Genomic DNA, 26,547 nt, shown 5'->3' on the forward strand with positions numbered 1-26,547 from the left:
GAATATGTGCGTGTTCTTGTTATAAACATTTTTTCGCTGTTGCACTACGATTTTATTCGTTAAAATTTACCAGATAATTACATTGTTATGCAAAAGTTTAACCCGGCCTTTTCAGGTTCGGACGTGAAAAAATATATTCTTAAAAAGAATTTAAAGAAAGATTTACCATCGAGTATCGTGGTGTTTTTAGTGGCCTTGCCACTGTGTTTAGGTATTGCGCTAGCTTCCGGGGCGCCTTTATTTGCCGGTTTAATAACCGGAATTATCGGAGGAATTGTTGTCGGCTCATTTAGCGGTTCACAATTAAGTGTAAGTGGTCCTGCCGCAGGTTTAACTGTAATTGTTTTAGGTGCGATTACCTCTTTAGGCTCCTATCCAATATTTTTACTCGCGGTGGTATTAGCAGGTGTTTTCCAATTAATTTTAGGATTGGTTAAAGCTGGCACCATTGGCAACTATTTTCCATCTAGCGTAATAGAAGGGATGTTGGCAGCTATCGGATTAATTCTGATTTTAAAACAGCTTCCCCATGCCCTGGGGGTAGATACAGATTTCTCCGGTGATGAAGGTTTCTTTCAGCAAGATCACGAAAATACATTTTCTGCAATAACAGCAGCATTAAGCCACTTCAGTCTGGCGGCGGTAATTATCAGTTTGTTATCGATAGCAATCTTAATCATATGGCCGAAATTCCCAAGGCTTGCCGTTGTTCCGGCACCGCTGCTGGTAGTCGCTTTGGGTATTATCGGCACAATTGTTTTTGGTGGAACCGACCACCCGCTTCGTCCCGATCAAATGGTTAAAATACCTGTTGTGAATGGTTTCAGTGAGTTTATGGGCTTGTTTACTCTGCCCGATTTTTCTCAGCTTGCCAATAAGAACGTTTACATTGTTGCGATAACCATTGCTGTTGTTGCGAGTTTGGAGACCTTATTAAGCATCGAAGCCATAGATAAAATAGATCCTATTAAACGTGTTTCGCCAACAAACAGGGAGTTGATAGCGCAGGGTTTAGGGAATATTGCCAGCGGTATGGTAGGCGGTTTACCAATGACTTCTGTAATCGTAAGAAGCTCAGCAAATGTAAACGCAGGTGGAAGAACTAAGATGTCAGCAATTTTTCATGGTATTTGGCTATTGCTTTCCTTGTTATTTATTCCTCAAGTAATTAATATGATTCCTTTGTCGTGTCTGGCGGCAATTTTATTAGTAACCGGATATAAGCTAACTCGGATAAGTTTATTCAAACACATGTACCATAAAGGTTGGGATCAATTTGTGCCGTTTGTAGTAACCGTACTGGCGGTATTGTTTAGCGATTTGCTAAAAGGCGTTGCCATTGGTATGCTGGTTTCTATTTTCTATTTGTTGCGCACCAACATGCGTAATCCATTCTTTTACAGAATTACAAATGAAGGCGACAAAAAGAACATCAGAATTAAACTTGCTGAAGAAGTTTCATTTCTTAATAAAGCAGCGATACAAGTAGTTTTAACGAATATTCCAAGAGAAACAAATGTGATTATTGATGGTACAAATGCCCGGTACATTGACCCGGATGTTTTAGAAACCATTTTTAATTATAAACATAATGCTTATACCAAAGGCATTATTGTAACCTTAGAGAACGTGCAGAAACATTATTCTGTGCCAAAATTAACCAATAAAATAGTAGAAGACATTAATAGATAACAGCTATGTGCGCAAAGACAATTGAAACAAAAGATATATCATACGAAACATTATTGCAGGGAAATAAGGATTGGGTTAAGGACAAGATCGATAGTGATCCGGCTTTCTTTGATAAACTTTCTGCGGGGCAAAATCCACCGGTGCTTTGGATCGGTTGCTCAGATAGCCGCGTTCCGGCAAATCAAATTACGAATACTAAACCTGGCGATATTTTCGTGCACCGCAACATTGCAAACGTGGTGGTTCATACGGACATGAATATGCTTTCGGTTTTAGATTACTCTGTAAATGTGTTAAAGGTAAAGCACGTTATTGTTTGCGGCCACTATGGCTGCGGTGGCGTTAAAGCGGCATTGGGGAATAAACAAGTGGGAATTATTGATAACTGGTTAAGAAACATTCGTGATGTTTATCGTACCCATGAACAAGAGATGGCTACCATCGGAGATCCTGATCAGAGATTTGATCGCCTCGTTGAATTGAATGCTATTGAAGGTGCATCAAACGTTATGAATACCTCCATTGTGCAGGCAGCATGGGCAAATGGTCAGGAGCTGGCGGTGCATGCATGGGTTTACAGCTTAAAAACAGGTATTATTAAAGATATGGAAGTTACCTGTACTTGTCTGGATGACGTTACTCCTGCATTTAAGGTCGGTTAACGAAATTACTTCTTTGCTTTGAAATTCCCCCGGCAATGCCGGGGGAATTTATTTTTCTTGGTTAGCTGGCATATTTCCTGTATGTCCGTTATTCATTTTTCCGAGCTTTCCCGGCCTCTCCGAAGCAAAGTCACCTCCCAAATCTTTACTTAAATCTCATTTACTTAAATTCCCCAAAATGCCATAAAATTCCAGACGGATCGTGCAGAAAACATTCTTTCCCCCAATCCTCATTTTTAATGGGAATTAACCTTACGTTTTCGTACTTATTTTGTAAATCTAGTTCTAAAAGCTCGTTGTAAAACCGATCAACATCATCAACTTCCATAAAAATCATGGTGTTGTCTATCCAATCTTTAACGTAGGCATTTTGCAGATAAAAAGCCATGTTGCCGCTTTCAAAAACCGACATGCTATCGCCTAATGTTACTTCCTCGAAACCTAAATCACGATAAAAAGCCCTTGATATTTCAAAATTTTTAGCACCGATAAAGGGGCGGATTGATTTTGCGTTGTGGTTCATAAACTAAAGTTAAACAAACATTATAATTTCTGAAATTTTTAATTCCGGTTGCACACTTGTAACCAAATGTGACGTAACCTCGTCAAACTTGTTTAAGTCAAATTATATGAAAAAAAGTCTGAAACTCCTGCTGTTGATTGTAATCACGATTCCCTTTTTTGCCAAGGCGCAAAGTCTGGATTCGCAATTAGATAGCCTACTTTCCAATCTATTTCAGGATAAGGATGGCCTGGGTGGCGTTTTAATGGTTGCAAAAGGGGAGAAAACAATTTATAAAAAAGCTTTCGGTAATGCGAACTTAGAATTAGGTGTACATATGACACCTGAAAATGTATTTCAAATCGGTTCCATGACTAAGCAGTTTACAGCGATAGCAATTTTGAAACTGGCGGAAGAGAATAAATTAAATCTTAATGATTCAATTTCAAAATACATTCCTGATTATCCCTCAGGTAATAAAATTACAATTCATCACTTGCTAACTCATACGTCAGGCATTAAGGATTTTACCAAAATGAAAACTTTACAACAAGTGGCTCAAAGAGATTTCTCTCCAAAGCAAATGGTCGATTTTTTTAAAAATGAGCCGGTTGATTTTGCTGCCGGAGCAAAGTTCGAATACAATAATTCCGGCTATGTAATTCTAGGCTATATAATCGAATTAATTTCGGGAGCCACTTACGAAAATTACATCAACAAAAATATTTTTGAAGCGGCAGGAATGGTTCATTCAAGGTATGCCAATGATGTTGCAATTATTAAAGGGAGGGCTTATGGTTACCAGAAAAAAGAATCGGGTTATGTAAACAAATCTAAAATCAGTTTTAGTATTCCTTTTTCATCAGGTTCGCTTATGTCGACAGTGGATGATATGCTAAAATGGCAAAATGCATTGAATAAAAATTTAATCGTTAACTCAAAAACCATTGACAAAGCATTTACTAAATATCAACTGAATAGAGGGGAAACATTTTCCTACGGTTACGGCTGGCATCTGAAAGAAATTAATGGTACACCAACTAGAGAACATGGGGGTAGTATTTTTGGCTTTAAAACAATGGGCGTTTATATTCCTGCCGAAGACATTTACGTAATCGGATTTACAAACTGTGACTGCAATTCACCCACGCAAATCACCCGGGAAATTGCGAAATTAGCATTAAAATCCCTGATTAAATAATGACTAAGCACTTAAGATTAAACCTAATCTATATTTTCTAGTCAATAGAATGATTTAAGTAAAAACGACTATTTTTGAAAAACTTAACATAGGTCAATAATAAAGGGTCGGCTTTAATTATATCTTTGTACTATAAATTAAAAACCAGAAAATGAAATTAAAAATCTCTTCAATCTTCTTATTAGTTGCAGTTGTGTCTTTATCAGCTTTTACAACTATTAAACCAGTTGCTTACACTGTAGATGCAGCAAAATCAACCATAACTTGGATTGGTAAAAAAGTAACAGGTTCTCACAATGGAACAGTAGCTTTACAGTCAGGAACTTTAAATGTTGATGGTAAAAAAGTAACAGGTGGTACTTTTACTATCGATATGAATTCAATTAAAGATGCCGATGGTAGCGCTAAATTAGAAGGTCACTTAAAAGCAGACGATTTCTTTGGTACAGCTAAGTTTCCAACTTCTACGTTTGTAATCACTAAAGTTGCTGGTTCAGGTGCGGCTGTAACTGTATCAGGCAACTTAACTATTAAAGGCATCACTAAACCATTAAGTTTCCCTGCAACTGTAAGTGTAAATACAGATGGTACTGTGTCTGCTTTAGCAGGTAAAATTACTGTAGACAGAACGAAATACGATATCCGTTACGGATCAAAATCATTCTTCGATAGCATTGGCGACAAAGCAATTGATGATAATTTTGAATTAGCTGTGAAATTAGTAGCTAAAAAATAAACTCCGTCCTTTAAAGGAAAGGTTAAAACATTTTTAAAGGTCTTGGCATTTGTCAAGACCTTTTTTTATTTATATTTTAACCACGGAAACACTGGAGGCACTGAATAGTTTATTTCTTCACTCTTATGACAAACATCTGTATTTTTTAATGTCTTAAGCCTGAACATAAATCAATCGTGTGCGCATAGCTTTTTGATCTTTTTGCCTTTTCTTTGTGGCCTGTGTGATTAAAAGAAATTAGAACTAACTTATCTTAAATCCGCCTTCAACCACATCCACGAAACCAGTTGCGGCACTTTTTCCATGATAAAATAAACATTCCCATTCTCCTTCAGCCGCACGTTTTCCAAATTCTTTGCGTAATTCCATTGCCTTTCGACCATCGAAATCATATTTAGCAATGAAGTTTTTTACCAGTTCTTCAGGTTCGGGCAAAACATCACCACCAAAAAATACTTTTTGATTCCCTTCCGTTACAAGGAAAACCTGATGGTTTGGGCAGTGTGCACCTGTAAATTCGAAAGCAATTGTTTCATTCAAATTGCCATCACCCTCCACAAATTTCAATTGCGCGTTACGTTGCAGATATTCGAAAATATCTGAATGGTAGGAAGATGAGGTGCTACTGAACGCAGTTTCCCATTCTCCCCGGTTGATCACATATTCCGCATCAGGGAAACTCAATTCCGTTTTATCAGCCATTTTGTGAATCATACCTCCAGAGTGGTCGTAATGTAAATGCGACATTAGAACTTTCGTAACATCGGTTGGGTCGAAACCTGCATTGCGAATATTTTTATGCAAAATCAGTTCGCCGTGGTCATCGCTGAAACCGAGGCCTGTGTCAAATAAAATTAAGTCGTTTCTTAGCTCAACTAAAAAAGGTTGAACATTAATAAACAAAGAACCCGGTCTGTCTTTAAAACTGTGAATGGCAGAATCGAAAGGAACAAACTTCTTTGATGCATCAACAGAAAAGGTGCCCTCGAATAAGGTATGAACTTGCAAAATGTAGAGATTTAAATTAAAAAAGTATATTTACTGTTCGGAAACAAATATAATGGAAAAAAGATGGGTAAAAGCATCAGATTGTAATGATGATACGATAAATAGAATTGCTGAAGAACTAAATATAGACAGGTCGCTTGCTCAAATTTTGGTGCAAAGAAATATTTGCAGTTTTGATGAGGCAAAAGATTTTTTCAGGCCAAATCTGGAACACCTTCATAATCCTTTTCTGATGAAGGATATGGATACGGCAATTGAAAGGATTGAGCGCGCACTCACCACAGAAGAAAAAATTCTTATTTACGGCGATTACGATGTTGATGGAACCACTTCTGTTGCCCTGGCCTACAGTTTTTTTTCTCAGTTTAGCTCAAACATTGAATATTACATTCCCGATAGGTATCTGGAGGGCTATGGGATATCTATGGCAGGTATCGATTATGCAGGTGAAAACGGATTTTCGTTAATTATAGCATTAGATTGTGGTATAAAATCTATTGATAAAATAGATTATGCAAATACACGCGGTATCGATTTTATTATTTGCGACCATCATTTACCAGGCGATGAGCTTCCAAAAGCCGTTGCGGTTTTAGACCCAAAACGAGCGGATTGCGAATATCCTTTTAAAGAACTTGCAGGTTGCGGAATTGGTTTTAAGCTTGCGCAAGCCTATGCTCAAAAACATGATTTACCGAAAGAAACCTATTTGCAATACCTGGATTTGGTGATGGTGAGCATTGCTGCTGATATCGTTCCTGTGATTGGAGAAAACCGGATTTTAGCTTTTTATGGTATTCGCAAACTTAATACAAATCCTTGTGAGGGTTTAAGGGCATTGATGGAAGTTTCTGGCAAAACTGAAAATTACACCCTTACCGACGTAGTGTTCACTTTAGGGCCCAGGATAAATGCGGCAGGCAGAATCGATCATGCAAAACATGCCGTAGCCATGTTGCTTTGTCAGGTGGATGGTAACTCTTTAGAACAGAGTGAACTCATAAATTTAAAAAACACCGAACGCAAAACTTACGACCAAGACATCACAAGAGAGGCTCTGGCTTTAATCGGCGACAGCGAAATTCTAATCAACAAGAAAACAACAGTCGTGTTTAATGAGAACTGGCATAAGGGGGTAATTGGAATTGTGGCTTCTCGTTTAACTGAAAAATATTATCGTCCAACTATTGTATTAACCAAATCGAACGGTCATGTAGCTGGTTCATGTCGTTCAGTTGCAGGATTCGATTTGTATGAGGCATTAAGCGGATGTTCGCATTTATTAGATCAATATGGCGGACATAAATTTGCTGCGGGTTTAACCATGCAGCAAAACAATGTGGATGCTTTTGCCGATAAATTTGAAGAAATTGTTTCCGCTACAATTACCGAAGAGCTTTTAACGCCCATGATTAAAATTGATGCAGAAATTGAACTTGCTCAAATTGACGGGAAATTTTATCGTGTTTTAGCGCAAATGGGGCCATTTGGGCCAGAAAATATGGCTCCGATATTTATTACGCATAACGTATATCTTGCTCAACATGCAATGGCTGTTGGTGGCAATCATTTAAAAGTTAATATAAAACAACAAAATTCAGCTATTTTTGAAGGCATCGGATTTGGTCTTGCAGAATATCAAAATCTTTTACAACCAAAAGTTCCTTTTTCTGTTTGTTATACCATAGAAGAGAATGTGTGGCGAGATAAGAAACGTTTGCAACTGAATATTAAAGGAATTAAGATAAAAGAATAAGGATAAAAGAGCAAGGATGAAGGACAAGAAAAGCTAAACAGCCCAATCTTTATTCATTGATCGTTGTTCTTTTTTCCAAAAATAAATACGAATGATATTAAGAGCCGAAAATCTGGTTAAAAAATATAAACAGCGTACTGTTGTTAATGATGTTTCTTTTAATGTAAGTCAGGGAGAAATTGTTGGTTTGCTTGGGCCAAACGGAGCGGGGAAAACAACATCCTTCTACATGATTGTGGGTTTAATTAAGCCGAATGAAGGTCGTATCTTCTTAGAAGATGAAGACATTACGGAAGATGCCATGTACCGCAGGGCGCAAAAAGGCATCGGTTATCTTGCACAAGAAGCCTCTGTTTTCAGAAAGCTGACCGTTGAAGAGAATATTCTAGCTATTTTGGAAATGAGCAAAATGAGCAAAGAAGAACAAAAAGAAAAACTCGAAGAGTTAATTAACGAATTTAGTTTGCATAAGGTTCGTAAGAACCGCGGGGATTTACTATCTGGTGGCGAACGCCGGCGAACTGAAATTGCCCGGGCCCTTGCCGCAAACCCTAACTTTATCTTATTAGATGAGCCTTTTGCGGGGGTAGACCCGATTGCAGTCGAGGAAATTCAAAGTATTGTAGCCAAATTAAAGCATAAAAACATCGGTATTTTAATTACCGACCACAACGTTCAGGAAACACTTTCGATTACGGATAGAGCCTATTTACTCTTCGAAGGGAAAATCCTTGAGCAAGGTGTGCCGGAGGTTTTAGCCGAAAACGAGATGGTTCGTAAAGTATATCTTGGGTCTAACTTTGTATTGAAACGTAAAACATTTGCAGTTTAAATCGGACTTATGGCAATCGTAAATTCAATTTTTACCTGGTTAATGAAAAAGCGAATCCATCAGATTGAGCTTTTTATGAAATATCCCTACGACGTTCAGGAAGAGTGGTTCCACAGCCTGATTGATAGTGCTGAAAATACAGAATGGGGTCGTAAATATGACTACAAATCGATTTTAACCCAGAGGCAATTTCAGGAACGGGTTCCAATTCAAAACTATGATACCTTAAAACCTTACATTGAGCGTATGCTTAATGGCGAACAAAATATTCTTTGGCCATCGGATATCAAATGGTTCGCAAAATCATCGGGAACCACCAGCGATAGAAGTAAATTTATCCCGGTTTCTGAAGAATCTTTAGAAGAATGCCACTTTAAAGGTGGAAAAGACATGCTCTCCATTTACTGTAACAACCGTACTGATAACCAGATGTTTACAGGTAAAGGACTGGTATTAGGCGGCAGCCATCAGGTTAATCAGTTAAATGAAGACTGTTTTTATGGCGATTTATCTGCCGTGCTGATAAAGAACTTGCCAATTTGGGCCGAATATTACCGAACGCCTGATATGTCCATTGCATTAATGGATAATTACGAAATTAAAATGGACCGAATGGCCGAAGCAACCATTCAGGAGAATGTAACCAGCATCTCCGGTGTGCCAACCTGGACCATCGTTCTGGCAAAAAAGGTTCTGGAGTTAACAGGTAAGAAAAACTTGCTGGAGGTTTGGCCAAACCTGGAACTTTATGTTCATGGCGCCGTAAATTTTACCCCTTATCGTGAGCAGTTTAAGCAACTGATACCATCAGATGATATGTATTACCTGGAAACCTACAACGCGTCTGAAGGATTTTTCGGGATTCAGGATCAGGATAATTCAGAAGAAATGCTTTTAATGCTCGATTATGGCATCTTCTATGAATTTATCCCTATTGAAAATATTGGCCAGGAAAACCCGGAAGCGCTATTGTTAGGGGAAGTTGAACTGCATAAAAATTACGCTATTGTTATTTCGACAAATGGTGGATTGTGGCGCTACATGATTGGCGATACCATTCAGTTTACATCTTTATCGCCCTATCGGATAAAAATTACCGGTAGAACAAAACATTTTATAAATGCTTTTGGCGAAGAAGTAATTATTGATAATGCTGAACAGGCATTAACAAAGGCATGCACCGTAACCGGAGCCTCAATTAAAGATTACACCGCCGGACCAATATACTTTGAAGGCGAAAAAGCAGGTGGACATGAATGGATTATTGAATTTGACAAACAACCCGACAATTTCGAACGATTTATCGATTTGATGGACAATACATTGCGTGAGATAAATTCCGATTATGATGCAAAACGTTTTAAAGACATGGCCTTGTGTCGTCCTAAAGTGCACAATGTGCCGGAAAACACGTTTTACAATTGGCTAAAAGCTAAAAATAAGCTTGGCGGACAACACAAAGTTCCTCGTTTAGCCAACGAACGAAAATACCTCGACGATATTCTGGAACTATTGAAATCCTAAGCGTAGATATTATATTTTAGATTTTTCCGTTGATTAATAAATCGCTGAATGTATGAAGTTAAACAGGCAAAAGATATTGGATTTCTTTAAAAAATCAGAAAGTAAGGCCTCTGTTTTACTTAAAGATAAAAGCAAAGCCAGCGATACCATTAAAGAAGCTTTAGGCAAAGCAGTTACCAACAAAGGTGAACTTGAAGGCGTTTGGACAAAAATGGTTTTGCTTTTTGCCGTCGCCAAGGATTATGTTAATGGCGATTATACAGAAATCCCCAAACGCTCTATTATGGCCATTCTCGGTGGTCTGATTTATTTTTTATCTCCGATTGATGTAGTTCCCGATTTTGTTCCGGTACTTGGCTTTATTGATGATGTTTTTGTGCTGAATCTGGTATATAAACAAGTGTTGAAAGATTTACAGAAATATAAAATCTGGAAAGATGCTCAAATCAATCTTATCGAAGATGCTGACGCAAGAGAAATTTGACCTTTTCGATTGGTTAAATCACCATCTGTTAAGCTGTCCATTTAAAGCTTATTTTGGTGTAGATTGCCCTGGCTGCGGTTTACAGCGCTCAGTTTTAGCTTTGTTAAAAGGTAATTTGTTTGACTCTTTCAATTTCTATCCGGCGACAATTCCGCTGGTCATTTTAATCATTTTTACGGCTGTTCATCTTAAGCTTGATTTCAGGCTAGGCGCATTACTAATTAAATTGATGTTTATGGGTATTGCGGTAATTATCTTAATCAATTACATTTACAAAATATACAACCATCAACTTATAAACTAAAAACATTAATTTATGTCTGAAGAACAAGGAACTCCACAAGAAAATCCATTAGATCCGATCAAAAGCGATATTTCTGCATCTGACCCGGTGCAAATACCACCTGCAACGCCTCCGCCATTTCAACAATTGCCACCATTTGGTCAGTTTGGAAACGGAATGGGACAACAAAATTTGCCTAATGCGACAATTTCATTGGTTTTGGGAATTTTATCAATTCCGGCATGTTGTTGCTACGGACTAGGTTTGGTATTCGGTATCGTTGCCTGGGTTCTGGCTGGTAAAGATATTAAGCAATATAATTTAAACCCTGCAGCCTATTCTCTGTCTTCTCTTAAAAATACAAGGGCAGGTAAAATTTGTGGAATTATCGGTGTTATTTTGAGTGCGTTATATATTATAGCTTTGGTCGCAATGATTATCGCTTTCGGATGGGCGGCATTACGCGATCCGGAAACAATGAAAGAATTATTGAGAGAAAAAGGACTTCAGTAAATTTTTACTCAGGTTATTTTTACCTTAAAAATATAAATCGAATGGCTCATGCTGTTCGATTTTCTTATTTTTGTAATCTGAATTGTAAATAAAAAACTCCACGATAATGTATCCAGAATATTTAGTAGAACCAATGCGTAAGGAATTAACGAACGTAGGTTTTGAAGAATTAAAAAATGCGCAAGAAGTTGACCAAGCTATTAAAGGCGAAGGAACTGTTTTGGTTGTTGTGAACTCCGTATGTGGTTGCGCAGCAGCAAATGCCCGCCCTGCAGCTAGAGCGGCAGCAGCACACGAGAAACACCCTGATAAATTGGTAACGGTTTTTGCGGGAATGGAAAAAGAAGCAGTAGACCAGGCCAGAAATTATATGATGCCTTTTCCTCCATCTTCGCCAGCAATGGCTTTATTTAAAGATGGTAAGTTGGTACACATGATTGAGCGCCATCAGATTGAAGGCCGCCCTGCACAAATGATCGCTGATAACTTAATCGGCGCTTTTGAACAATACTGTTAATCTGAAATGAAGATAAATGAACAAGGATTATAGATTTAATGTCTATTGATCCTTGTTCTTTTGTTTTGGGCACTTTTTCTTTTGTCCTTGCTCTTTGTTCCTTATTCTTAAAAGTCTTTGTTAAGTAGTTTCTCCAGCTCGCCGAACGAAACATTCATTCTTACTCTACCTTGTTTCGCATAGGATATTTCTCCTGTTTCTTCTGATATTATTACGGCAACTGCATCAGTTGTTTCCGAAACGCCTATTCCGGCTCTATGCCTTAAACCAAATTGCGATGGCAACTGGTCATTATCCGTTAAGGGTAAAATACAACTGGCACTTTTAATCTTATTTTCCGAAATTACCACTGCGCCATCATGCAGTGGACTGTTCTTCTGAAATATGCTCTCCAGCAATCGTTTAGATATTTTGGCATCCACAACTTCACAACTATTGGCGAAAAATTGTTCATCATAAAATTTTACAAAAACAATTAAAGCCCCGGTTCTGGTTTTCTTCATTGTTTTACAGGCATCAATAATTGGTTTTATACGTGTTAAATTATTACGCTCGATTTCTTTACGACCAAATAAATAGCCCCACCAGGCCTTGTTTTTCTGTAGAAAAGCGTTTTTCCCGATGAGAAGAAGAAACCTTCTTATTTCGGGGTGAAAGATGACAATTAAAGCAATGATACCAACACTCATAAATTTCTCTATGATTGTTGTAAGCAACTTCATATGCAACATATCAACAACTTTGTAAAATACCGCAATAATCAGCATACCAACTAAAAGGTTTACGGCTAAAGTGTTGCGGATGAGCGTGTAAACGTAGTATATAAGAAGCGCAACCAGCACAATATCGACCACATCGGTTACGGTAAATTTTACAAAATCGAAGTCTAATCCTTTCATTAAGGGCAAGATAGCAAAAGGGTTTTCAGTTTACAATTTTCAGATGATTAGTTACCAATACTTTAAATTAAAAAAGAGTGAACCAATAACTAATGAACAATTGAACAATCTAATCTATCAACTAGCTTCACGCATTCCGCTGCTTCTTTTACATCATGAACCCTTAAAATCTTGGCCCCTTTTTGCAACGCAATTGTGTTGAGTACCGTTGTTCCATTTAAGGCTTCGGTGGCGGTGTTGTTCAATACCTTATGAATCATTCCTTTCCGGGAAAAGCCAACCAGCACAGGAAGATTGAAAATTTTAAAATCCTGCATCTGGTTGAGAAGCTCGTAATTGTGTTCAATTGTTTTTCCGAAGCCAAAACCGGGATCAACTATTAAGTCATTAACTTTCAAAGCTTTTAAAATGGATATTTTCTTAGCGAAGTAATCAATGACCTCAAGCAAAATATTATTGTAAACAGGATTTTGTTGCATATTTTGAGGTGTTCCCTGCATATGCATGAAAATGTAAGGTACTTGCAGTTTTGCCACGGTTTCGAACATTTTCTCGTCCAATTCACCGGCGGCAATATCGTTTATTATGTGTGCGCCTGCCAGGATCGATTCTTCAGCCACCTTTGCCCTGAACGTGTCTATCGAAATTATGGCCTCAGGAAGGTTTTGATGCAGAGCTTCAATTACAGGGACTAGCCTGCTCAACTCTTCATCTTCAGAAATGTCTTTTGCTCCGGGCCTCGATGAGTAACCTCCAATATCAATAAAAGAAGCGCCTTCATTCAGAAATTGCTCTGTTTTTCGTAGTGCTTCTACAATAGAATTCGTTCGGCTATTGCTGTAAAAAGAGTCGGGCGTAATGTTTAGGATACCCATCACTTTTGGTGTGCTTAAATCAAACATTTTCCCTTTTATATTCAAGCTTTGTTTTGCTTCAAAAAAATTTTTTTCTACCATATTAAGCCCTTCCGGATTTGGGTTTCGCTATAAAAATGTATCTTTAGCTTTGTTTTTGATAGAAACAAAAATACATTAAAACTAAATAACTATTGGCCTTGACACAAACAAATACCACTGCCGAATTTGATGATGTGATTGCAGTGTGCAGATCCTTGTTCCTTAAAAAAACTAAAGATTACGGCACTGCATGGCGTATTTTGAGGCCAAGTTCTATTACTGACCAGATTTTTATTAAAGCCCAGCGCATCCGCACTTTAGAAGAAAAAAAAGTAAGTTTGGTTGGCGAGGGAATCACTTCTGAATATATCGGCATTATCAATTATTGTGTTATTGCAATGATGCAGCTGGAGCTTACGGAAAATGACCCAACTGACATGCCTTTCGATATTGTTCAATCGCTGTTTGAAACAAAAGTTCGTGAAACGAAAGACTTAATGTTTGCAAAAAACCACGATTATGGAGAGGCCTGGAGAGATATGCGCATCAGTTCGTTAACTGATTTAATTTTGATGAAGATTTTTCGGGTGAAGCAAATTGAAGATAATGAGGGACAAACACTGGCGTCCGAAGGAGTAAATGCAAACTACCAGGATATGTTGAACTATTCCGTATTTGCTTTGATAAAACTTGGAGTAAATAAATGAAAAATATAGCACTAACCTTTTCAAGAATCTTTGTCGGCATTTTATTTATCTTTTCAGGATTGATAAAGGCCAATGATCCCCTTGGTTTCGGATACAAACTTCAGGAGTACTTTGAAGTTTTTCAGATGAGCTTTTTCAGTCCGGTGGCAACTGGAATAGCGATCTTGCTTTGCACACTTGAAATTGTTTTAGGTGCTTTACTGTTACTCGGTTTTTGGGGCAAAAAGGTTTCGTGGGGTTTGCTTTCATTAATTGTCTTTTTCACACTGCTTACCTTCGTATCTGCATTTTTTAAAGTTGTAACGAGCTGCGGTTGTTTTGGCGATGCAATTCCTTTAACACCATGGCAATCGTTCAGTAAAGATTTGGTGCTCTTGGTATTAATCGTTTTTATTTTTCTGAATAGAAATTTAATTCAGCCGGTTTTCAGAAAGGCAGCATCACAACGAAATATATCGATAGCTGTTATCGCAATTTCTCTTCTGGTTGGCTTATATACTTATAATTTCCTGCCCGTAATCGATTTTCTTCCTTATAAAATTGGGGCACATATCCCTTCTTTGATGGTTATTCCTCCCGGCGAACAGCCCGATGAGTATCAGATTATGTACCATCTCAAAAATAAAGCGACCAAAGCTGAAAAAGACATGAGTGATAAGGATTACCTTAAAACCGAAATATGGAAGGATAATAACTGGGAAATCATCGGCGAGCCATCTAAGAGCCTGATAAAAAAAGGTTACGAACCGAAAATAAAAGACCTTATAATTACCGATGCTTCCGGAACGGACTACACGAAGGAGCTTATCGAAAATCCTTATTATAGTTTGATTTTTGTTGCCTACAGCTTAAACGATACAAACTCAAAAGCTATTGGCGATTTAAATGCACTGGCAATGAATGTAACGCAACAATTTAACATTCGCACGGTGTTACTTACTTCGAATTCTGCTACTGATGCGCAGAAGTTTGTTAAAAAAAACAACTTGTTTTCGGAAGTTTTCTACGCAGATGCAGTTCCCTTAAAAAGTATGGTTCGTGCTAATCCGGGTATTTTACTTTTAAAAAATGGTGTGGTTATTAATAAATGGCATTTTCATAATGTGCCTAATTTTGAACAGTTAAGTAGTAAATATTTTAGCAAATAAATGTTGGCCTACACCACAAAGAAGCTCTTGTATGGATTACTGGTTATGGCTGGTGTTGTGCTGGTTGTTTTTTTATTATTTAATATTTTACCCGGCGACCCGGCCAGAATGACGATGGGGCAGCGGGCGGATGTTCAATCATTGGAAGCTGTTAGAAAAGAATTTGGTTTAGATAAATCAAAACCAGTTCAATTCATTTTATATGTAAATGATTTATCGCCGATTAGCCTAGTCGATAACGACAGCATTGCTCAAAAGAAATATCATTTTGCCAAGTTGATTAATCTTGATAAAAAGGCGTTGGTATTAAAATGGCCTTATCTTAGAAGTTCGTATCAAACCAAAAGAGACGTAACGGCAATACTTTCCGAAACTGTTCCAAATACTTTTATTCTCGCACTAACGGCTATGATTTTTGCAACCATCATTGGTGTGTTTTTAGGGGTGCTATCCGCTGTTTATAAAGATTCATGGATTGATAAATCGGCAAATGCATTTGCAATTCTGGGCATTTCCGCACCTTCTTTCTTTGCCGGAATTGTAATTGCCTGGCTATTTGGTTTTGTTTTGAGTAACTATACAGGTTTAAGAATGAGTGGAAGTTTGTATAGCTACGATCCTTTTCGTGGGGAAATATTAACCTTAAGAAATCTTTGGTTACCAATGATAACCCTGGGGTTAAGGCCTCTGGCAATTATTGTTCAGTTAACGCGAAGTGCAATGCTTGATGTTTTGGCCCAGGATTATATTCGTACGGCTCGGGCAAAAGGATTGGGACGAAACGCAATAATTTATAAACATGCTTTAAAGAATGCACTGAATCCGGTAATCACTGCTATTTCTGGTTGGTTTGCCTCTTTATTGGCGGGTTCGTTCTTTGTTGAATACATTTTTGGTTACAATGGATTGGGCAGAACAACAGTTAATGCACTCGAAATGTCAGATTTTCCGGTAGTAATGGGCTCTATTTTGTTTATTGCTTTTGTATTTGTGGTGATAAACATTCTTGTCGATATTCTTTACGCATACGTTGACCCAAGGGTAAAATTAATATAAATGACAATGTGCCCTCAGAAACATATAACAATCCATCAAATGAACAATATTAAGATATGAAAATTTTCTTAGTCGGATATATGGGCTGCGGTAAAAGCACAAAGGCAAAACAATTGGCTCATCGCTTAGAATATCCTGTGGTGGATTTAGATGCAGAGATTGTAAAGAAATCGGGAAAAACCATTGCTGAATTTTTCGAAACGTTTGGTGAGCAGGGTTTTAGGGATTATGAAAGCGAAATCCTGAAAACTTACAACTATCCTGAAAATTGTGTTGTCGCAACTGGTGGTGGTTTGCCGTGTTTTTTCGATAATATGGATTGGATGAATGATCATGGTGAAACCATTTATTTGGAAATGGAGCCTGCTCAGTTGGTTTCAAGGTTGCACAATCGCCATAAAAGACCGTTAATAAAAGATTTGGATGACGAGCAGCTTCTTGAATTTGTTAAGGTAAAACTCGAAGAGAGAAATCCTTTCTACAGGAAAGCTGGAATTATCGTCAATGCTTTCGATTTGGATGTCGAAAAATTAGAAAAAGAGGTTAAAAAACTCCAAGGTTAAAGAACAATGTGCCATTTAAGGTAAGCACCATAGAATCTGAATTCCTTAAATCTTTAAATCTTGATCTATAATTTTTGCAGATAGTAAGGCCAATGGAATGCCCCCCCCTGGATGAACACTTCCACCACAAAAAAACAGATTTTTAATTTCCGAGCTAAAGTTTGGGTGTCTTAAGAAAGCAGCAAACTGGTTGTTAGAGCTGTTTCCGTATAAAGAACCCTGATACGAACCCGTTTTGCTTTCGATACCTCTTGGGTCTAAAATTTGTTCGCAAATAATATCAACTGATAAATCTTTTTTTAGGATTCTATAAATCTTATCTAAGATGTTCTGCTTAGCTTCTGAAATAAATTTGTCCCAATTCTGATTAACATTTGCCGGAACATTGATCATAACAAACCAATTTTCATTGCCTACAGGCGCATCGGTTTTAATGTGCTTCGATGTAATGTTGATGTAAACAGTTGGGTCTGCATAGATGGTTTTTTCTTTCCAGATTGCATCAAACTCTGCCTTATAATTCTCAGCAAACAAAATATTGTGCAAGCCTAATTCAGGGTAAGTGTTTTTCATTCCCCAATAAAAAATTAAAGCCGAACTGCTTCGTTCCTGGTTCAGGAGTTTTTTAGGTTCAGGAAAATTCTTAAGTAAGTTTTTGTAAGTAAACCAGATATCTAAATTGGAAATCACCACATCTGCTTCGACGAGACGCCCTTCGACTTGAATGCCTTTTATTTTTTTATGCTCATAACTAATGGCATCAATTCGCTGACTGTAGTGAAATTTAATACCTAAGTCTTCCGCTAGTTTGACCAAAGATTCAACAATTCCATACATTCCTTTTTTTGGGAGAAATGCTCCGAAGTGGTACTCAAAATGGGGAATTACGTTTAAAGTTGCCGGAGCCTGATAGGGATTTGAACCATTGTAAGTTGCATAACGATCAAAAAGCTGCACAATTCGTTTATCCTTAAAGAACTTTTCGTTTGCATCATGCTGAGAACGAAAAGCATCAATTTTGCTAAATCGAAACACTGATTTTAGCGTATCCCAGTGCAGGTAACTTTTTAGCTTGTGCAATGTTCTTTCAAGGAAAACTTTATGTGTTACATCATAAATCGTTGCGCTTTTATTTAGGAAGTTTTTAACTTCGATGGCAGAAGACTTTGTTTTACCCGCCACTTCATCGGCAAACTTATCAATATTGGAGTAAGCCGTTAAATGAAGTTCATCTTCATAAAAATACCTGCAGATTTCATCCAGCTGCTTATACTGGAAATAGTCTTGAGGATTTTTATTGGCAAGAATAAATAACTCATCTACATATTGCGGCATGGTAAATAAACTCGGACCAGCATCAAAGCGAAAGCCGTTTATTTCAATTTGAGCTAGTTTTCCGCCTGCATATCCATTTGCTTCGAAAACCTCAACATCGAAACCTTTAACGGCCATTCTGATTGCGGATGCAATTCCTGCAATTCCTGCGCCAATAATTATTGCTTTAGGCATATGAGATTCCTGGATTACTTTAACTCCGCTAAATAGGCTTTTGTTTGTTTTTCCACTTCCAGCGTTGCAACTTTAATTGATGAACCAATTCTTGTTGTTTCAGATTTCACAGGCATTTTATTTATTGTTGCCAAAGCATCGATGTACCATTTGCTCCAGGTTTCGATGATGTGTTTTTCATCATCAGCAGATTTTCCTTCAGCAATGGCCATTTTACTTAAATCAAACTCCGTTTTTAACCTGATCAGCGCATCTGTTTTGACCTGATCAATAGTAACGCTCGCCATATTTTCATCAGCAGAAATTAAAGAATAGGCAGCGGTTAAAGCACTAATTCCAACATTTTTCATTTCCGTTGGAGAAACTTTATCAATTCTATCATTATCTGTATGATAAAAAACATCTGTGAAATGCCACATTAGCAGTCCTGGAATTTTGGCCTGAAGAAAAGGAGTGTGGTCGCTGCCACCTTCAAAAGGGTTATAGTTTACTGTCCAGTTGGCAAATTTACCCTGTGCTTTGCAGATGTCGAAAATAAAATCATTGAAGTAATGTGGGAAAAGGTCTTTTTCCTGCACATCTCCTGCACCCCATTCTGTGTGCTTATCCTTTCCACGGGTCCAAATTGCAGAAGGATCAGGCATTTTTTCTATCAAAAATGAGCCGCCGGTTTTCTTGGTGTCCTCACCAACCATATCTAAACTCATCCCCCATAAAATTCCTCTCGCGCGGGTGGTATCTTCAGTTATATATCGTCTGGTCGATACAATTTCGTCACCCCACAAAAATGTAAGTGAACGTTTTGGGTTGATTTTTTTTGCCTTGTAAAGTTCGGCGGTTAATCTTGCCATTTCAGCTAAAGTTCCAACGCCACTGGCATTATCATTTGCCCCGGGTTCTTGTACATGCGCACTGAAAACGAATCTTTCATCTGCTTTTTCGCTCCCTTTCACATTAGCAACAACCGTTAATTCTTCAGATTGATAGATCTTGGTTTCGATACTAACCTTTAATTTGGTAATCCCATTTTTACAAGCATTTTTTAGTTTTTCTTTTGCTGCATAAGATAAGAGCAGTGTCCAAACCTCACTATTGGCACGCATACTGCCAAACTGAATAGAAGTTTGATGTACTTCCGGTTGAGTATATTTTGGCATGGAATAACCTAAAACGCCAACAGCACCGGCCTTAACTGCAGAAGCCAGTAATCTTGAAGGGCTATTTTCTGAAAATAAAATTTTGCCTTTCAGATCCATTTTCTCAAGCTCGGCGGGTATAATTTTTTCGATGTAGACAACCTCCGCCGTTACACCTTCTGTAGGAGTGGAGGCGCAATTTATTGGAATCATGTTGCGGTTGGTTTTGAAAGAAATTAGGGGCTGATCTTCTCCAACGATATCTATGTTCGCATTAACTGGTTCCCAGGTTTTACTTTTCATTGCCCGTTTTTCAATACGATAAGTGAGGGGGGCTTCAAACTCATTTTGTTTTTGTTCTACAAATCCTGCTTTTTTTAAAATGCTTTCAACATTGCGAATGCTTGCATTGAATCCTGTATTCCCAGGGACACGGAAATATTTTTCCACAAAATCGGTGGTTTCATAGGCATTATTCTCCTTGAAGCCAGCTCTTGTAAGTTTAAAATATTGTTCCGTCGTATTTTGGGCGTAACTTGCAAATCCCACTAAAAGCAGGCCTGCTACTATCTTTGTTTTCATTAATTAGCGATAAAGGCTGAAAGATACTAAGAATACTGTTGTTGTTTTAATTTTCGCGTAAACCTTGGTCAGTCTTTCGCATATTTAATTTTTCTTCAATAGATTACAGAATCCAGCCGATTAAGGGAAAAGATGAACAAAATCTTTATATTATTCATGTAATTTTAACTTAAATTTAATTTGGACCGTTTGGGTTTTTGGTCTGAAATTTGTATTATTGCTTAAATAGATAGGTTTTTTATCATGAGCAATGAAATATTAGAGTTTTCTGTACAAGTAGATGAAAAATTCGACCTTAAATTTAACTGGGCGTATGGTTTTTGGAGCGCCGCATTTAGGTTTTTTGCGAAATAATTTTTACTTTGAATATCAAATTTTCAGACTATTATTAGTCTGAAAGGAATTTGCTTATACTATTTCTCCCCCGTCTATTTCCATAAATAGTCATGTGATTTCAATTTTGGCTTTCAACTTTAGTGTTTAAGCCCTTTTCACTATCTTTGCGGCATAATGAGTAGAAGAAAACCGGGTACAGTAACTATAATTCCCAACGTACATGTAATTGATATTGCAGAAGAAGGAAAAGGTGTGGGTAAAGCTGATGAGCTGGTTATTTTTATTGATAAAGCCGTCCCTGGAGATGTAGTGGATGTTCGCTTAACTAAAAAGAAAAAAAACTTTGCTGAAGCTATAATTGACCGATTACATGAAAAATCTGAGCTGAGAACTGAGCCATTTTGTCCGCATTTCGGTACTTGCGGTGGCTGTAAATGGCAACACATGGGCTACGAATCTCAGTTAAAGTTTAAGCAGAAAAATGTAGAAGCCGCATTACAACGTCTTGGCAAAATAGATACTTCTTTCGCCGAACCGATTCTGGGATCGGCAAAAAATAAATATTATCGCAATAAACTGGAATTTACTTTTTCGAATAAACGCTGGCTTGAAAAAACCGAAATAGACCGCGATGAGGATTTCGATATGAATGCCCTCGGGTTTCACGTTCCGTTGCGCTTTGATAAGATTTTGGATATTGAACATTGTTATTTACAGGATGACCCATCAAACCAGATTAGAAATGCAGTTCGTAAATATGCTTTGGAAAATGAAATCTCGTTTTATGATTTAAGGAACCATGAAGGTGCTTTACGTAACCTAATTATCAGAACTTCCAGCACAGGCGAAATTATGGTTGCGGTCATTTTCGCTTATCCAGAGCAGGAACAAGTAGATAGTTTGATGAACTTCCTTAAATCTGAGTTTCCTCAAATCACATCTTTGCTTTATATCGTTAACCAAAAAAAGAATGATACAATTTTTGATCAGGAAGTAAATACTTTCGCTGGTCGTGATCACATTTTTGAAGAGATGGATGGCATCCGTTTTAAAATTGGAGTGAAATCTTTTTATCAGACCAATTCCGAGCAGGCCTTCGAACTCTATAAAATAACAAAAGAATTTGCCGGTTTTAAAGGCGATGAACTCGTTTACGATTTATATACCGGCGCTGGCACCATCGCAAATTTCATTGCTAAAGATGTGAAGCAAGTTGTTGGCGTAGAATATGTACCAACAGCAATTGAAGATGCCAAATTCAATTCTGAATTAAACGGAATTGAGAACACCATCTTTTATGCCGGTGACATGAAAGACATTCTAACTGCTGAATTTATCCTAGCCCATGGCAAACCTGATGTCGTTATTACAGATCCGCCAAGAGCGGGTATGCATGCGGATGTGGTGCAACGTTTATTGGAAATGGAAGCTGAAAAAATTGTTTATGTAAGCTGCAATGCTGCAACCCAAGCGAGAGATTTAGAATTGCTAAACGGAAAATACAATGTTGTTCGTATAAAACCTGTAGACATGTTTCCGCATACACAGCATGTCGAAAATGTTGTTTTGTTAAGATTAAAAGGAGAGAATAATTGAATGATACATTAATAGTCAATTGCAAATCGCTCAAAATTCAATAATTAATGGATAGAGAAGAATTATTGGGTGCAACGCCAGAAGATAGCGAAGCACCAAAAAAGAAGCAGGAGAGTCCGCTTATAAGTTTGGAAAAGGATTTGGCATTTTATGCGGATGCCATTAAAGAGGTTGCCATAGAAATTATGATTGAAGGCATTTCTTCTTACCCGATTTTTGTTGCACACCAGCATGAAGTTAAATTGGGCGAAATCATTTTAAATAAAGAAGAATTGAATACAGATTGGACCATTCAGGCTTCCACTTTAGAAGAATTTGTAGAAAAGGGAATTATTAACAAAGATAAACAAGAGCAATTTTTAAAAGTGTACAAAAAGCCCGAAAACTTTATGTGTGTTTTTGTAATTGTTCCTGAAGGCGCAAATTTCATTTATTATCCGTACAAGAAAGTTTAAAAACTGAAGACATCAGGCCGAAATGATGATGTGTTAGCTGCTTAATCCGCTAATTCTTGAAATTATTTTCATAAAAAAAATCGCTGCTTTGCATCCGCAAAGCAGCGATAGTAAAATTAATTAAACCTAAAACTAACTAATTTACTTTTGTAACATCACCACTTTTAGATGACGACGTTTTCTTTAATGAAGCGTTGCCTTTATAGTGAACATCACTCCCTCCAGAGGCACCCGCTTCCAAGCCTTTAGTTACATTTATATTCGCATCAGAACCGCCTGAAGCAGTCACTTTTGCATAATCAACTACAAAACCATACGCATCTACATCGCTGCCGCCACTGGTTTGCAAAATCATATTTTCTGCTTTACCTGTTAATGCAACATCACTACCTCCGCTGGTCTGCAATTCGATATCGGTACAAACCAGGTTTAATTTAACATCAGAACCTCCCGACGAACGTAGTGCAAATTTCCCAGCCTTAATTTGTCCTTGAGAGAAAACATCACTACCTCCTGAAGCTGTAAGAGCCAAAAGTGTTTTAAAATTTAAATAAGCCTTAATACTTTGGTTCTTGAACATCGACCCCCAATGAACGCCTTCTTTCATTTTTATGGTTAAGCTGTTGCCCTTTTGCTCTACAACAACATTTTGCAATAAATCTGAACTGGCTTTTAAAGTCAAGCTTTCGGTGCCACTTTGGGTTAAGTATAAATCGATGCCGCTGCTGACAATAATGCTGCTGAAGTTTTTTACCGATACATTTTTCGATTCCTGTGCATTTACAACAAAACTGCCTGTAACTATTAATAGTAATGCCGCCGTTGTTTTTAAGAATTTTTTCATCTGATTTTATTTAGATTTTGTTTTGAAATGATGACTTCGATTTATTTTTCATCGTTCTGGTTATAATATAAGACGCCTAACGGTACTGAACGTTGCAATGATTCCAAAATTATTTTTCAAATAGTTTGAATTTCATTCTTAAAATCGTTCTTTTTGTATCAAACCCTTTTTCAAATGGACGCAGCACAACTACTTATCCTGAACAAAAAACAGATGCAACAAAAGATAGACCGCATCGCTTATCAGATTTTAGAAGATAATTTAAATGAGAAAGAGATTGTGCTCGCCGGAATTTGGGATAGAGGTTATAAACTAGCTGTACGTTTAGAAAAAGTTTTAAAGAAAATATCAGATTTTAAGCTAACACTACTTCGTATCGACCTTGAGAAGCAAAGTAGTAAATTGGTAGCCACAACTGACTTAAACGAAAGTCAATGGAAGAATAAAGTTATAATTCTGGTCGACGATGTTTTGAATAGTGGCAAAACACTTGCGTATGGTTTAGGAGTTTTCCTGAATACGCCACATAAAAAAATTCGTACGGTTGTACTTGTAGATAGGAGTCATAAAATTTTTCCGATTGCTACCGATTTTGTCGGACTCGAGTTGGCTACAATTTTAAAAGAACATGTTGATGTTATTATGGATGTGGAGGGAGAAGAAGACAGGGTTTATTTAAGTTAACCTTAGTTTTGTGTATTCATGCTTTTTTTATCAACAGATATTTGCACATAACTCTATTTTTTCGCAACTTTCCTGAATGTACTATCCCCGAAAGAATGTAATTATTTATAAATTTTTCTCCTGGTACATTCAGTTTATTGTAGATAAACATTTTGCTGCTGTCAACTTTGATAATATCGAACCTAAAAAGGATTCTTCAGTTTTAGTCCTGGCGAACCATTTCAGTTGGTGGGATGGCTTCCTGATTTTCTACATCAATAAAAAAGTATTTAAAAAGCAGTTTCACGTTTTAGTAAACGCAGAGAATTATAGAAAATTAAGTTTTCTGAAATATCTCGGTGCTTTTGCGGCCAAACATTCGGGAAAAGATGTTTTGGAAACTTTGAATTATGCCGGAAATCTTTTGGACAATCCTGATAACCTCGTTTTAGTTTTTCCGCAAGGTAAGTTGCACTCCAATCACCTAAAAAATATAACTTTTGAAAAAGGTGTTATGCAGATGATTAATGCGAGCCAGAAGAGAATAAATATTGTTTTTGCAGCCACCTTTATTGATTATTTTTCAAAACGCAAAGCCTCGGCTTACACTTATTTACAAAATTGGGAGAATGAGGAATACATCAGTCTTCAATTATTAAAAAGTGCTTACAATAAACATTACGATAATTCTGTTGTTAAACAAACACAAATTACCGAATGACGATTTTTATTTACGCTTCATTAGTTTTTCTTATCATCAGGTTTTCGGTTACGGTGTTTAATTTTTTATCTAACCCTAAGCTGCCACGAACAATTAAACATTATCAGGATAAAGTTTCCATTCTTATTCCTGCAAGAAATGAAGCTGAAAATATCCAACAATTGCTTCAGTCGATAAAAGTGCAGGATTACCTGAATTACGAAGTTATTGTTCTTGATGATAGCAGCAGCGACAATACTTTTGAGCTAGTATCAGATTTTTCAGCACATAATGAGCAGTTTTCAATAGTAAAAGGGAAGGAATTGCCACAAGGATGGTTGGGGAAAAATTACGCCTGCCATCAATTGGCAAAAATCGCTACCGGCAAGTATTTTTTGTTTATCGACGCTGACGAGATTATAAAAAAAGGCTTTATTAACAGCCTTATATTTCGCACAGAAAAAAACGAATTAAGCTTGCTCAGTATCTTTACGAACCAGGTCATGTTGAGTTTTGGAGAAAAAATAACAGTACCACTGATGCATTTTATACTATTGAATTTATTGCCTTTACACATGGTTCGGTTTTCTAAAAATCCTGCTTTTTCTGCTGCCAGCGGTCAGTGTATGTTTTTCGAAGCAACTAATTATATCGAAAATCGATGGCATGAATGTGTTAGAAATCAGGTTGTAGAAGATATAGAGATAATGAAACTGGTTAAGCAGGCAGGATTTAAAGTTGAAGCATTATTGGCTAACGGTTTAATATACTGTAGGATGTACAAAAACCTTAGCGAAAGTGTAAGTGGTTTTAGTAAAAATTTACTTGCAGGTTTTGGCAATAACATCATAATATTATTACTTTACCAGCTTTTGGTAATTAGCTGGCCTATTTTATTATTCATATATTATGATTTGCATTTGCTGGCTTTGCCGCTTACTTTAATTGTTTTAAGCAGGATAATGATATCTTTTTTGTCGGGACAAAATGTGGTTTTAAATTTAATTTTGCATCCTTTACAAATATTTATGTTTTTGTTAATTTCAGTTAAATCAATTTCTAATCATTTACTAAAAAAAGGTTCATGGAAGGGCAGATCGATCAAGCCGATTTAAAAATCAAAAAATTGGCAGTAGCCATTATTATTATTTTTCATTTGGTTGGATTGTTTGGATTCTTAATTCCTGCAGCTCAGCCTTACTTTATTCGGTTAGTTCCATTTCACCTGCTTTTAATGTTTGCTGTAATTGTATTTTCATACCGCGGAGATGTTAAAAGACTGTTGCTTTTTGTATGTGGTGTATTTCTTTGTGGCTTTCTCGTGGAAGTTCTAGGGGTTAAAACAGGTAAAATATTTGGAAGCTATTATTATGGCACCACGCTTGGATTCAAGATATTTACAGTACCGTTGTTGATGGGTGTAAACTGGGTCATTTTGATTTTCAGTACCGGGCAGATGATTAAAAGTTTGAAGATTCGCAACGGTATACTGGCATCATTAATAGGCGGTTTATGTTTAATAACATTTGATTTTTTCTTAGAGCCTGTTGCTATGAAATTTGATTACTGGCATTGGGACTGGCACGAAATTCCGCTTCAAAATTACATAGCCTGGTTTATTGTGTCGGTAATATTATTAAAATTTTATTATGCATTGGGCTTAAAGCAACAGAAGTATATCGGTACCACGATGTTCATATCCCAACTAATATTTTTTGTTGTCTTGTATGTGACAAGATGATAGGTA

The 26,547-nt window shown here is 37.0% G+C and carries 28 protein-coding genes; 21 read left to right on the top strand and 7 right to left on the bottom strand.

The features are described from left to right. Positions 1-87 precede the first annotated feature (87 nt). Both ASF92_RS04345 and can read left to right on the top strand, forming a co-directional pair. Positions 88-1,692 carry a SulP family inorganic anion transporter gene (locus tag ASF92_RS04345; RefSeq protein WP_056088285.1) on the top strand — a complete coding sequence of 535 codons (1,605 nt, stop codon included), beginning with the start codon at positions 88-90 and terminating at the stop codon, positions 1,690-1,692. Between the two features lie 5 nt (positions 1,693-1,697). After that, complete coding sequence (gene can, locus ASF92_RS04350) at positions 1,698-2,354, top strand: carbonate dehydratase (RefSeq protein WP_056088287.1); 657 nt, start codon at positions 1,698-1,700, stop codon at positions 2,352-2,354. A 160-nt stretch (positions 2,355-2,514) separates the two neighbouring features. Here the strand turns inward: can and ASF92_RS04355 are convergent, their stop codons facing one another. Next, positions 2,515-2,877, bottom strand: a complete 363-nt coding sequence (locus ASF92_RS04355; protein ID WP_056088290.1) for a glyoxalase — start codon at positions 2,875-2,877, stop codon at positions 2,515-2,517. A gap of 106 nt (positions 2,878-2,983) precedes the next feature. On the opposite strand from ASF92_RS04355, the gene ASF92_RS04360 reads away from it, so the two are divergent. Beyond that, complete coding sequence (locus ASF92_RS04360) at positions 2,984-4,057, top strand: serine hydrolase (protein ID WP_056088294.1); 1,074 nt, start codon at positions 2,984-2,986, stop codon at positions 4,055-4,057. 151 nt (positions 4,058-4,208) lie between these two features. Further along, complete coding sequence (locus ASF92_RS04365) at positions 4,209-4,793, top strand: YceI family protein (protein WP_056088297.1); 585 nt, start codon at positions 4,209-4,211, stop codon at positions 4,791-4,793. A gap of 243 nt (positions 4,794-5,036) precedes the next feature. On the opposite strand, the gene ASF92_RS04370 is transcribed toward ASF92_RS04365, so the two are convergent. Next, positions 5,037-5,801: an MBL fold metallo-hydrolase gene (locus tag ASF92_RS04370; protein WP_197413225.1), complete on the bottom strand. Its 765-nt coding sequence runs from the start codon at positions 5,799-5,801 to the stop codon at positions 5,037-5,039. 52 nt (positions 5,802-5,853) lie between these two features. On the opposite strand from ASF92_RS04370, the gene recJ reads away from it, so the two are divergent. The 7 genes from recJ to ASF92_RS04405 all read left to right on the top strand — a co-directional run bounded on the left by recJ (position 5,854) and on the right by ASF92_RS04405 (position 11,710). Further along, entirely contained in the window at positions 5,854-7,557 is a 1,704-nt protein-coding gene (recJ, locus tag ASF92_RS04375; RefSeq protein WP_056088303.1) for a single-stranded-DNA-specific exonuclease RecJ, read from the top strand. A gap of 91 nt (positions 7,558-7,648) precedes the next feature. Then, positions 7,649-8,389, top strand: coding sequence for an LPS export ABC transporter ATP-binding protein (gene lptB, locus ASF92_RS04380; RefSeq protein ID WP_056088306.1), 741 nt, complete (start codon positions 7,649-7,651; stop codon positions 8,387-8,389). A gap of 9 nt (positions 8,390-8,398) precedes the next feature. Continuing rightward, the gene (locus tag ASF92_RS04385) at positions 8,399-9,913 is read left to right on the top strand and encodes a GH3 auxin-responsive promoter family protein (protein ID WP_056088308.1); all 1,515 of its coding nucleotides are present in this window, start codon (positions 8,399-8,401) and stop codon (positions 9,911-9,913) included. Between the two features lie 52 nt (positions 9,914-9,965). Beyond that, complete coding sequence (locus ASF92_RS04390) at positions 9,966-10,397, top strand: YkvA family protein (RefSeq protein WP_056088312.1); 432 nt, start codon at positions 9,966-9,968, stop codon at positions 10,395-10,397. Next, positions 10,375-10,701, top strand: a complete 327-nt coding sequence (locus ASF92_RS04395) for a DUF2752 domain-containing protein (RefSeq protein ID WP_056088315.1) — start codon at positions 10,375-10,377, stop codon at positions 10,699-10,701. Before ASF92_RS04390 ends, ASF92_RS04395 begins: the two co-directional genes overlap by 23 nt. A gap of 12 nt (positions 10,702-10,713) precedes the next feature. After that, positions 10,714-11,193, top strand: coding sequence for a CCC motif membrane protein (locus ASF92_RS04400; RefSeq protein WP_197413226.1), 480 nt, complete (start codon positions 10,714-10,716; stop codon positions 11,191-11,193). A gap of 106 nt (positions 11,194-11,299) precedes the next feature. After that, positions 11,300-11,710, top strand: a complete 411-nt coding sequence (locus ASF92_RS04405; RefSeq protein WP_056088318.1) for a BrxA/BrxB family bacilliredoxin — start codon at positions 11,300-11,302, stop codon at positions 11,708-11,710. Between the two features lie 107 nt (positions 11,711-11,817). On the opposite strand, the gene cdaA is transcribed toward ASF92_RS04405, so the two are convergent. Beyond that, positions 11,818-12,609: a diadenylate cyclase CdaA gene (gene cdaA, locus ASF92_RS04410; RefSeq protein WP_056088321.1), complete on the bottom strand. Its 792-nt coding sequence runs from the start codon at positions 12,607-12,609 to the stop codon at positions 11,818-11,820. An 89-nt stretch (positions 12,610-12,698) separates the two neighbouring features. After that, a complete protein-coding gene (gene folP, locus ASF92_RS04415; RefSeq protein ID WP_056088324.1) occupies positions 12,699-13,565 on the bottom strand; it encodes a dihydropteroate synthase in 867 nt (288 codons plus the stop codon). Between the two features lie 92 nt (positions 13,566-13,657). Between folP and ASF92_RS04420 the strand changes: the two genes are divergently transcribed. The 4 genes from ASF92_RS04420 to ASF92_RS04435 are packed head-to-tail and all read left to right on the top strand — an operon-like array spanning position 13,658 to position 16,979. Continuing rightward, positions 13,658-14,212: a DUF1599 domain-containing protein gene (locus ASF92_RS04420; RefSeq protein WP_231729739.1), complete on the top strand. Its 555-nt coding sequence runs from the start codon at positions 13,658-13,660 to the stop codon at positions 14,210-14,212. Beyond that, complete coding sequence (locus ASF92_RS04425; RefSeq protein WP_056088327.1) at positions 14,209-15,360, top strand: BT_3928 family protein; 1,152 nt, start codon at positions 14,209-14,211, stop codon at positions 15,358-15,360. Before ASF92_RS04420 ends, ASF92_RS04425 begins: the two co-directional genes overlap by 4 nt. Further along, on the top strand, positions 15,361-16,416 hold the full coding sequence (locus ASF92_RS04430; protein ID WP_056088330.1) for an ABC transporter permease: 1,056 nt from the start codon (positions 15,361-15,363) through the stop codon (positions 16,414-16,416). A gap of 56 nt (positions 16,417-16,472) precedes the next feature. Beyond that, positions 16,473-16,979, top strand: a complete 507-nt coding sequence (locus tag ASF92_RS04435; protein ID WP_056088333.1) for a shikimate kinase — start codon at positions 16,473-16,475, stop codon at positions 16,977-16,979. Between the two features lie 45 nt (positions 16,980-17,024). Here ASF92_RS04435 and crtD read toward each other — a convergent pair whose 3' ends face one another. Together crtD and ASF92_RS04445 are read right to left on the bottom strand one after the other, a co-directional pair. Continuing rightward, a complete protein-coding gene (gene crtD, locus ASF92_RS04440; protein ID WP_056088336.1) occupies positions 17,025-18,488 on the bottom strand; it encodes a 1-hydroxycarotenoid 3,4-desaturase CrtD in 1,464 nt (487 codons plus the stop codon). Positions 18,489-18,502: 14 nt separating this feature from the next. Beyond that, the gene (locus ASF92_RS04445) at positions 18,503-20,206 is read right to left on the bottom strand and encodes a M28 family peptidase (protein ID WP_056088339.1); all 1,704 of its coding nucleotides are present in this window, start codon (positions 20,204-20,206) and stop codon (positions 18,503-18,505) included. 510 nt (positions 20,207-20,716) lie between these two features. On the opposite strand from ASF92_RS04445, the gene rlmD reads away from it, so the two are divergent. Both rlmD and ASF92_RS04460 read left to right on the top strand, forming a co-directional pair. Further along, positions 20,717-22,138 (top strand): 23S rRNA (uracil(1939)-C(5))-methyltransferase RlmD, encoded by a 1,422-nt coding sequence (gene rlmD, locus ASF92_RS04455; protein ID WP_056088346.1) that lies wholly within the window; start codon positions 20,717-20,719, stop codon positions 22,136-22,138. A 47-nt stretch (positions 22,139-22,185) separates the two neighbouring features. Beyond that, positions 22,186-22,593 (top strand): hypothetical protein, encoded by a 408-nt coding sequence (locus tag ASF92_RS04460; protein ID WP_056088348.1) that lies wholly within the window; start codon positions 22,186-22,188, stop codon positions 22,591-22,593. Positions 22,594-22,729: 136 nt separating this feature from the next. Here ASF92_RS04460 and ASF92_RS04465 read toward each other — a convergent pair whose 3' ends face one another. Then, complete coding sequence (locus ASF92_RS04465; RefSeq protein WP_056088351.1) at positions 22,730-23,437, bottom strand: head GIN domain-containing protein; 708 nt, start codon at positions 23,435-23,437, stop codon at positions 22,730-22,732. Between the two features lie 174 nt (positions 23,438-23,611). On the opposite strand from ASF92_RS04465, the gene ASF92_RS04470 reads away from it, so the two are divergent. The 4 genes from ASF92_RS04470 (at position 23,612) to ASF92_RS04485 (ending at position 26,541) form a co-directional block, all read left to right on the top strand. Next, positions 23,612-24,121 (top strand): phosphoribosyltransferase family protein, encoded by a 510-nt coding sequence (locus ASF92_RS04470; RefSeq protein ID WP_056088354.1) that lies wholly within the window; start codon positions 23,612-23,614, stop codon positions 24,119-24,121. Positions 24,122-24,197: 76 nt separating this feature from the next. Further along, positions 24,198-24,821 carry a lysophospholipid acyltransferase family protein gene (locus ASF92_RS04475; protein WP_056088356.1) on the top strand — a complete coding sequence of 208 codons (624 nt, stop codon included), beginning with the start codon at positions 24,198-24,200 and terminating at the stop codon, positions 24,819-24,821. Beyond that, on the top strand, positions 24,818-25,915 hold the full coding sequence (locus tag ASF92_RS04480) for a glycosyltransferase family 2 protein (RefSeq protein ID WP_056088359.1): 1,098 nt from the start codon (positions 24,818-24,820) through the stop codon (positions 25,913-25,915). The genes ASF92_RS04475 and ASF92_RS04480 overlap by 4 nt, the downstream gene beginning before the upstream one ends. Next, positions 25,885-26,541: a carotenoid biosynthesis protein gene (locus ASF92_RS04485; protein WP_056088361.1), complete on the top strand. Its 657-nt coding sequence runs from the start codon at positions 25,885-25,887 to the stop codon at positions 26,539-26,541. The genes ASF92_RS04480 and ASF92_RS04485 overlap by 31 nt, the downstream gene beginning before the upstream one ends. Positions 26,542-26,547: the final 6 nt, after the last annotated feature.

Origin of the sequence: Pedobacter sp. Leaf176, from assembly GCF_001424305.1 — a bacterium.
Taxonomy (GTDB): Bacteria; Bacteroidota; Bacteroidia; order Sphingobacteriales; family Sphingobacteriaceae; genus Pedobacter.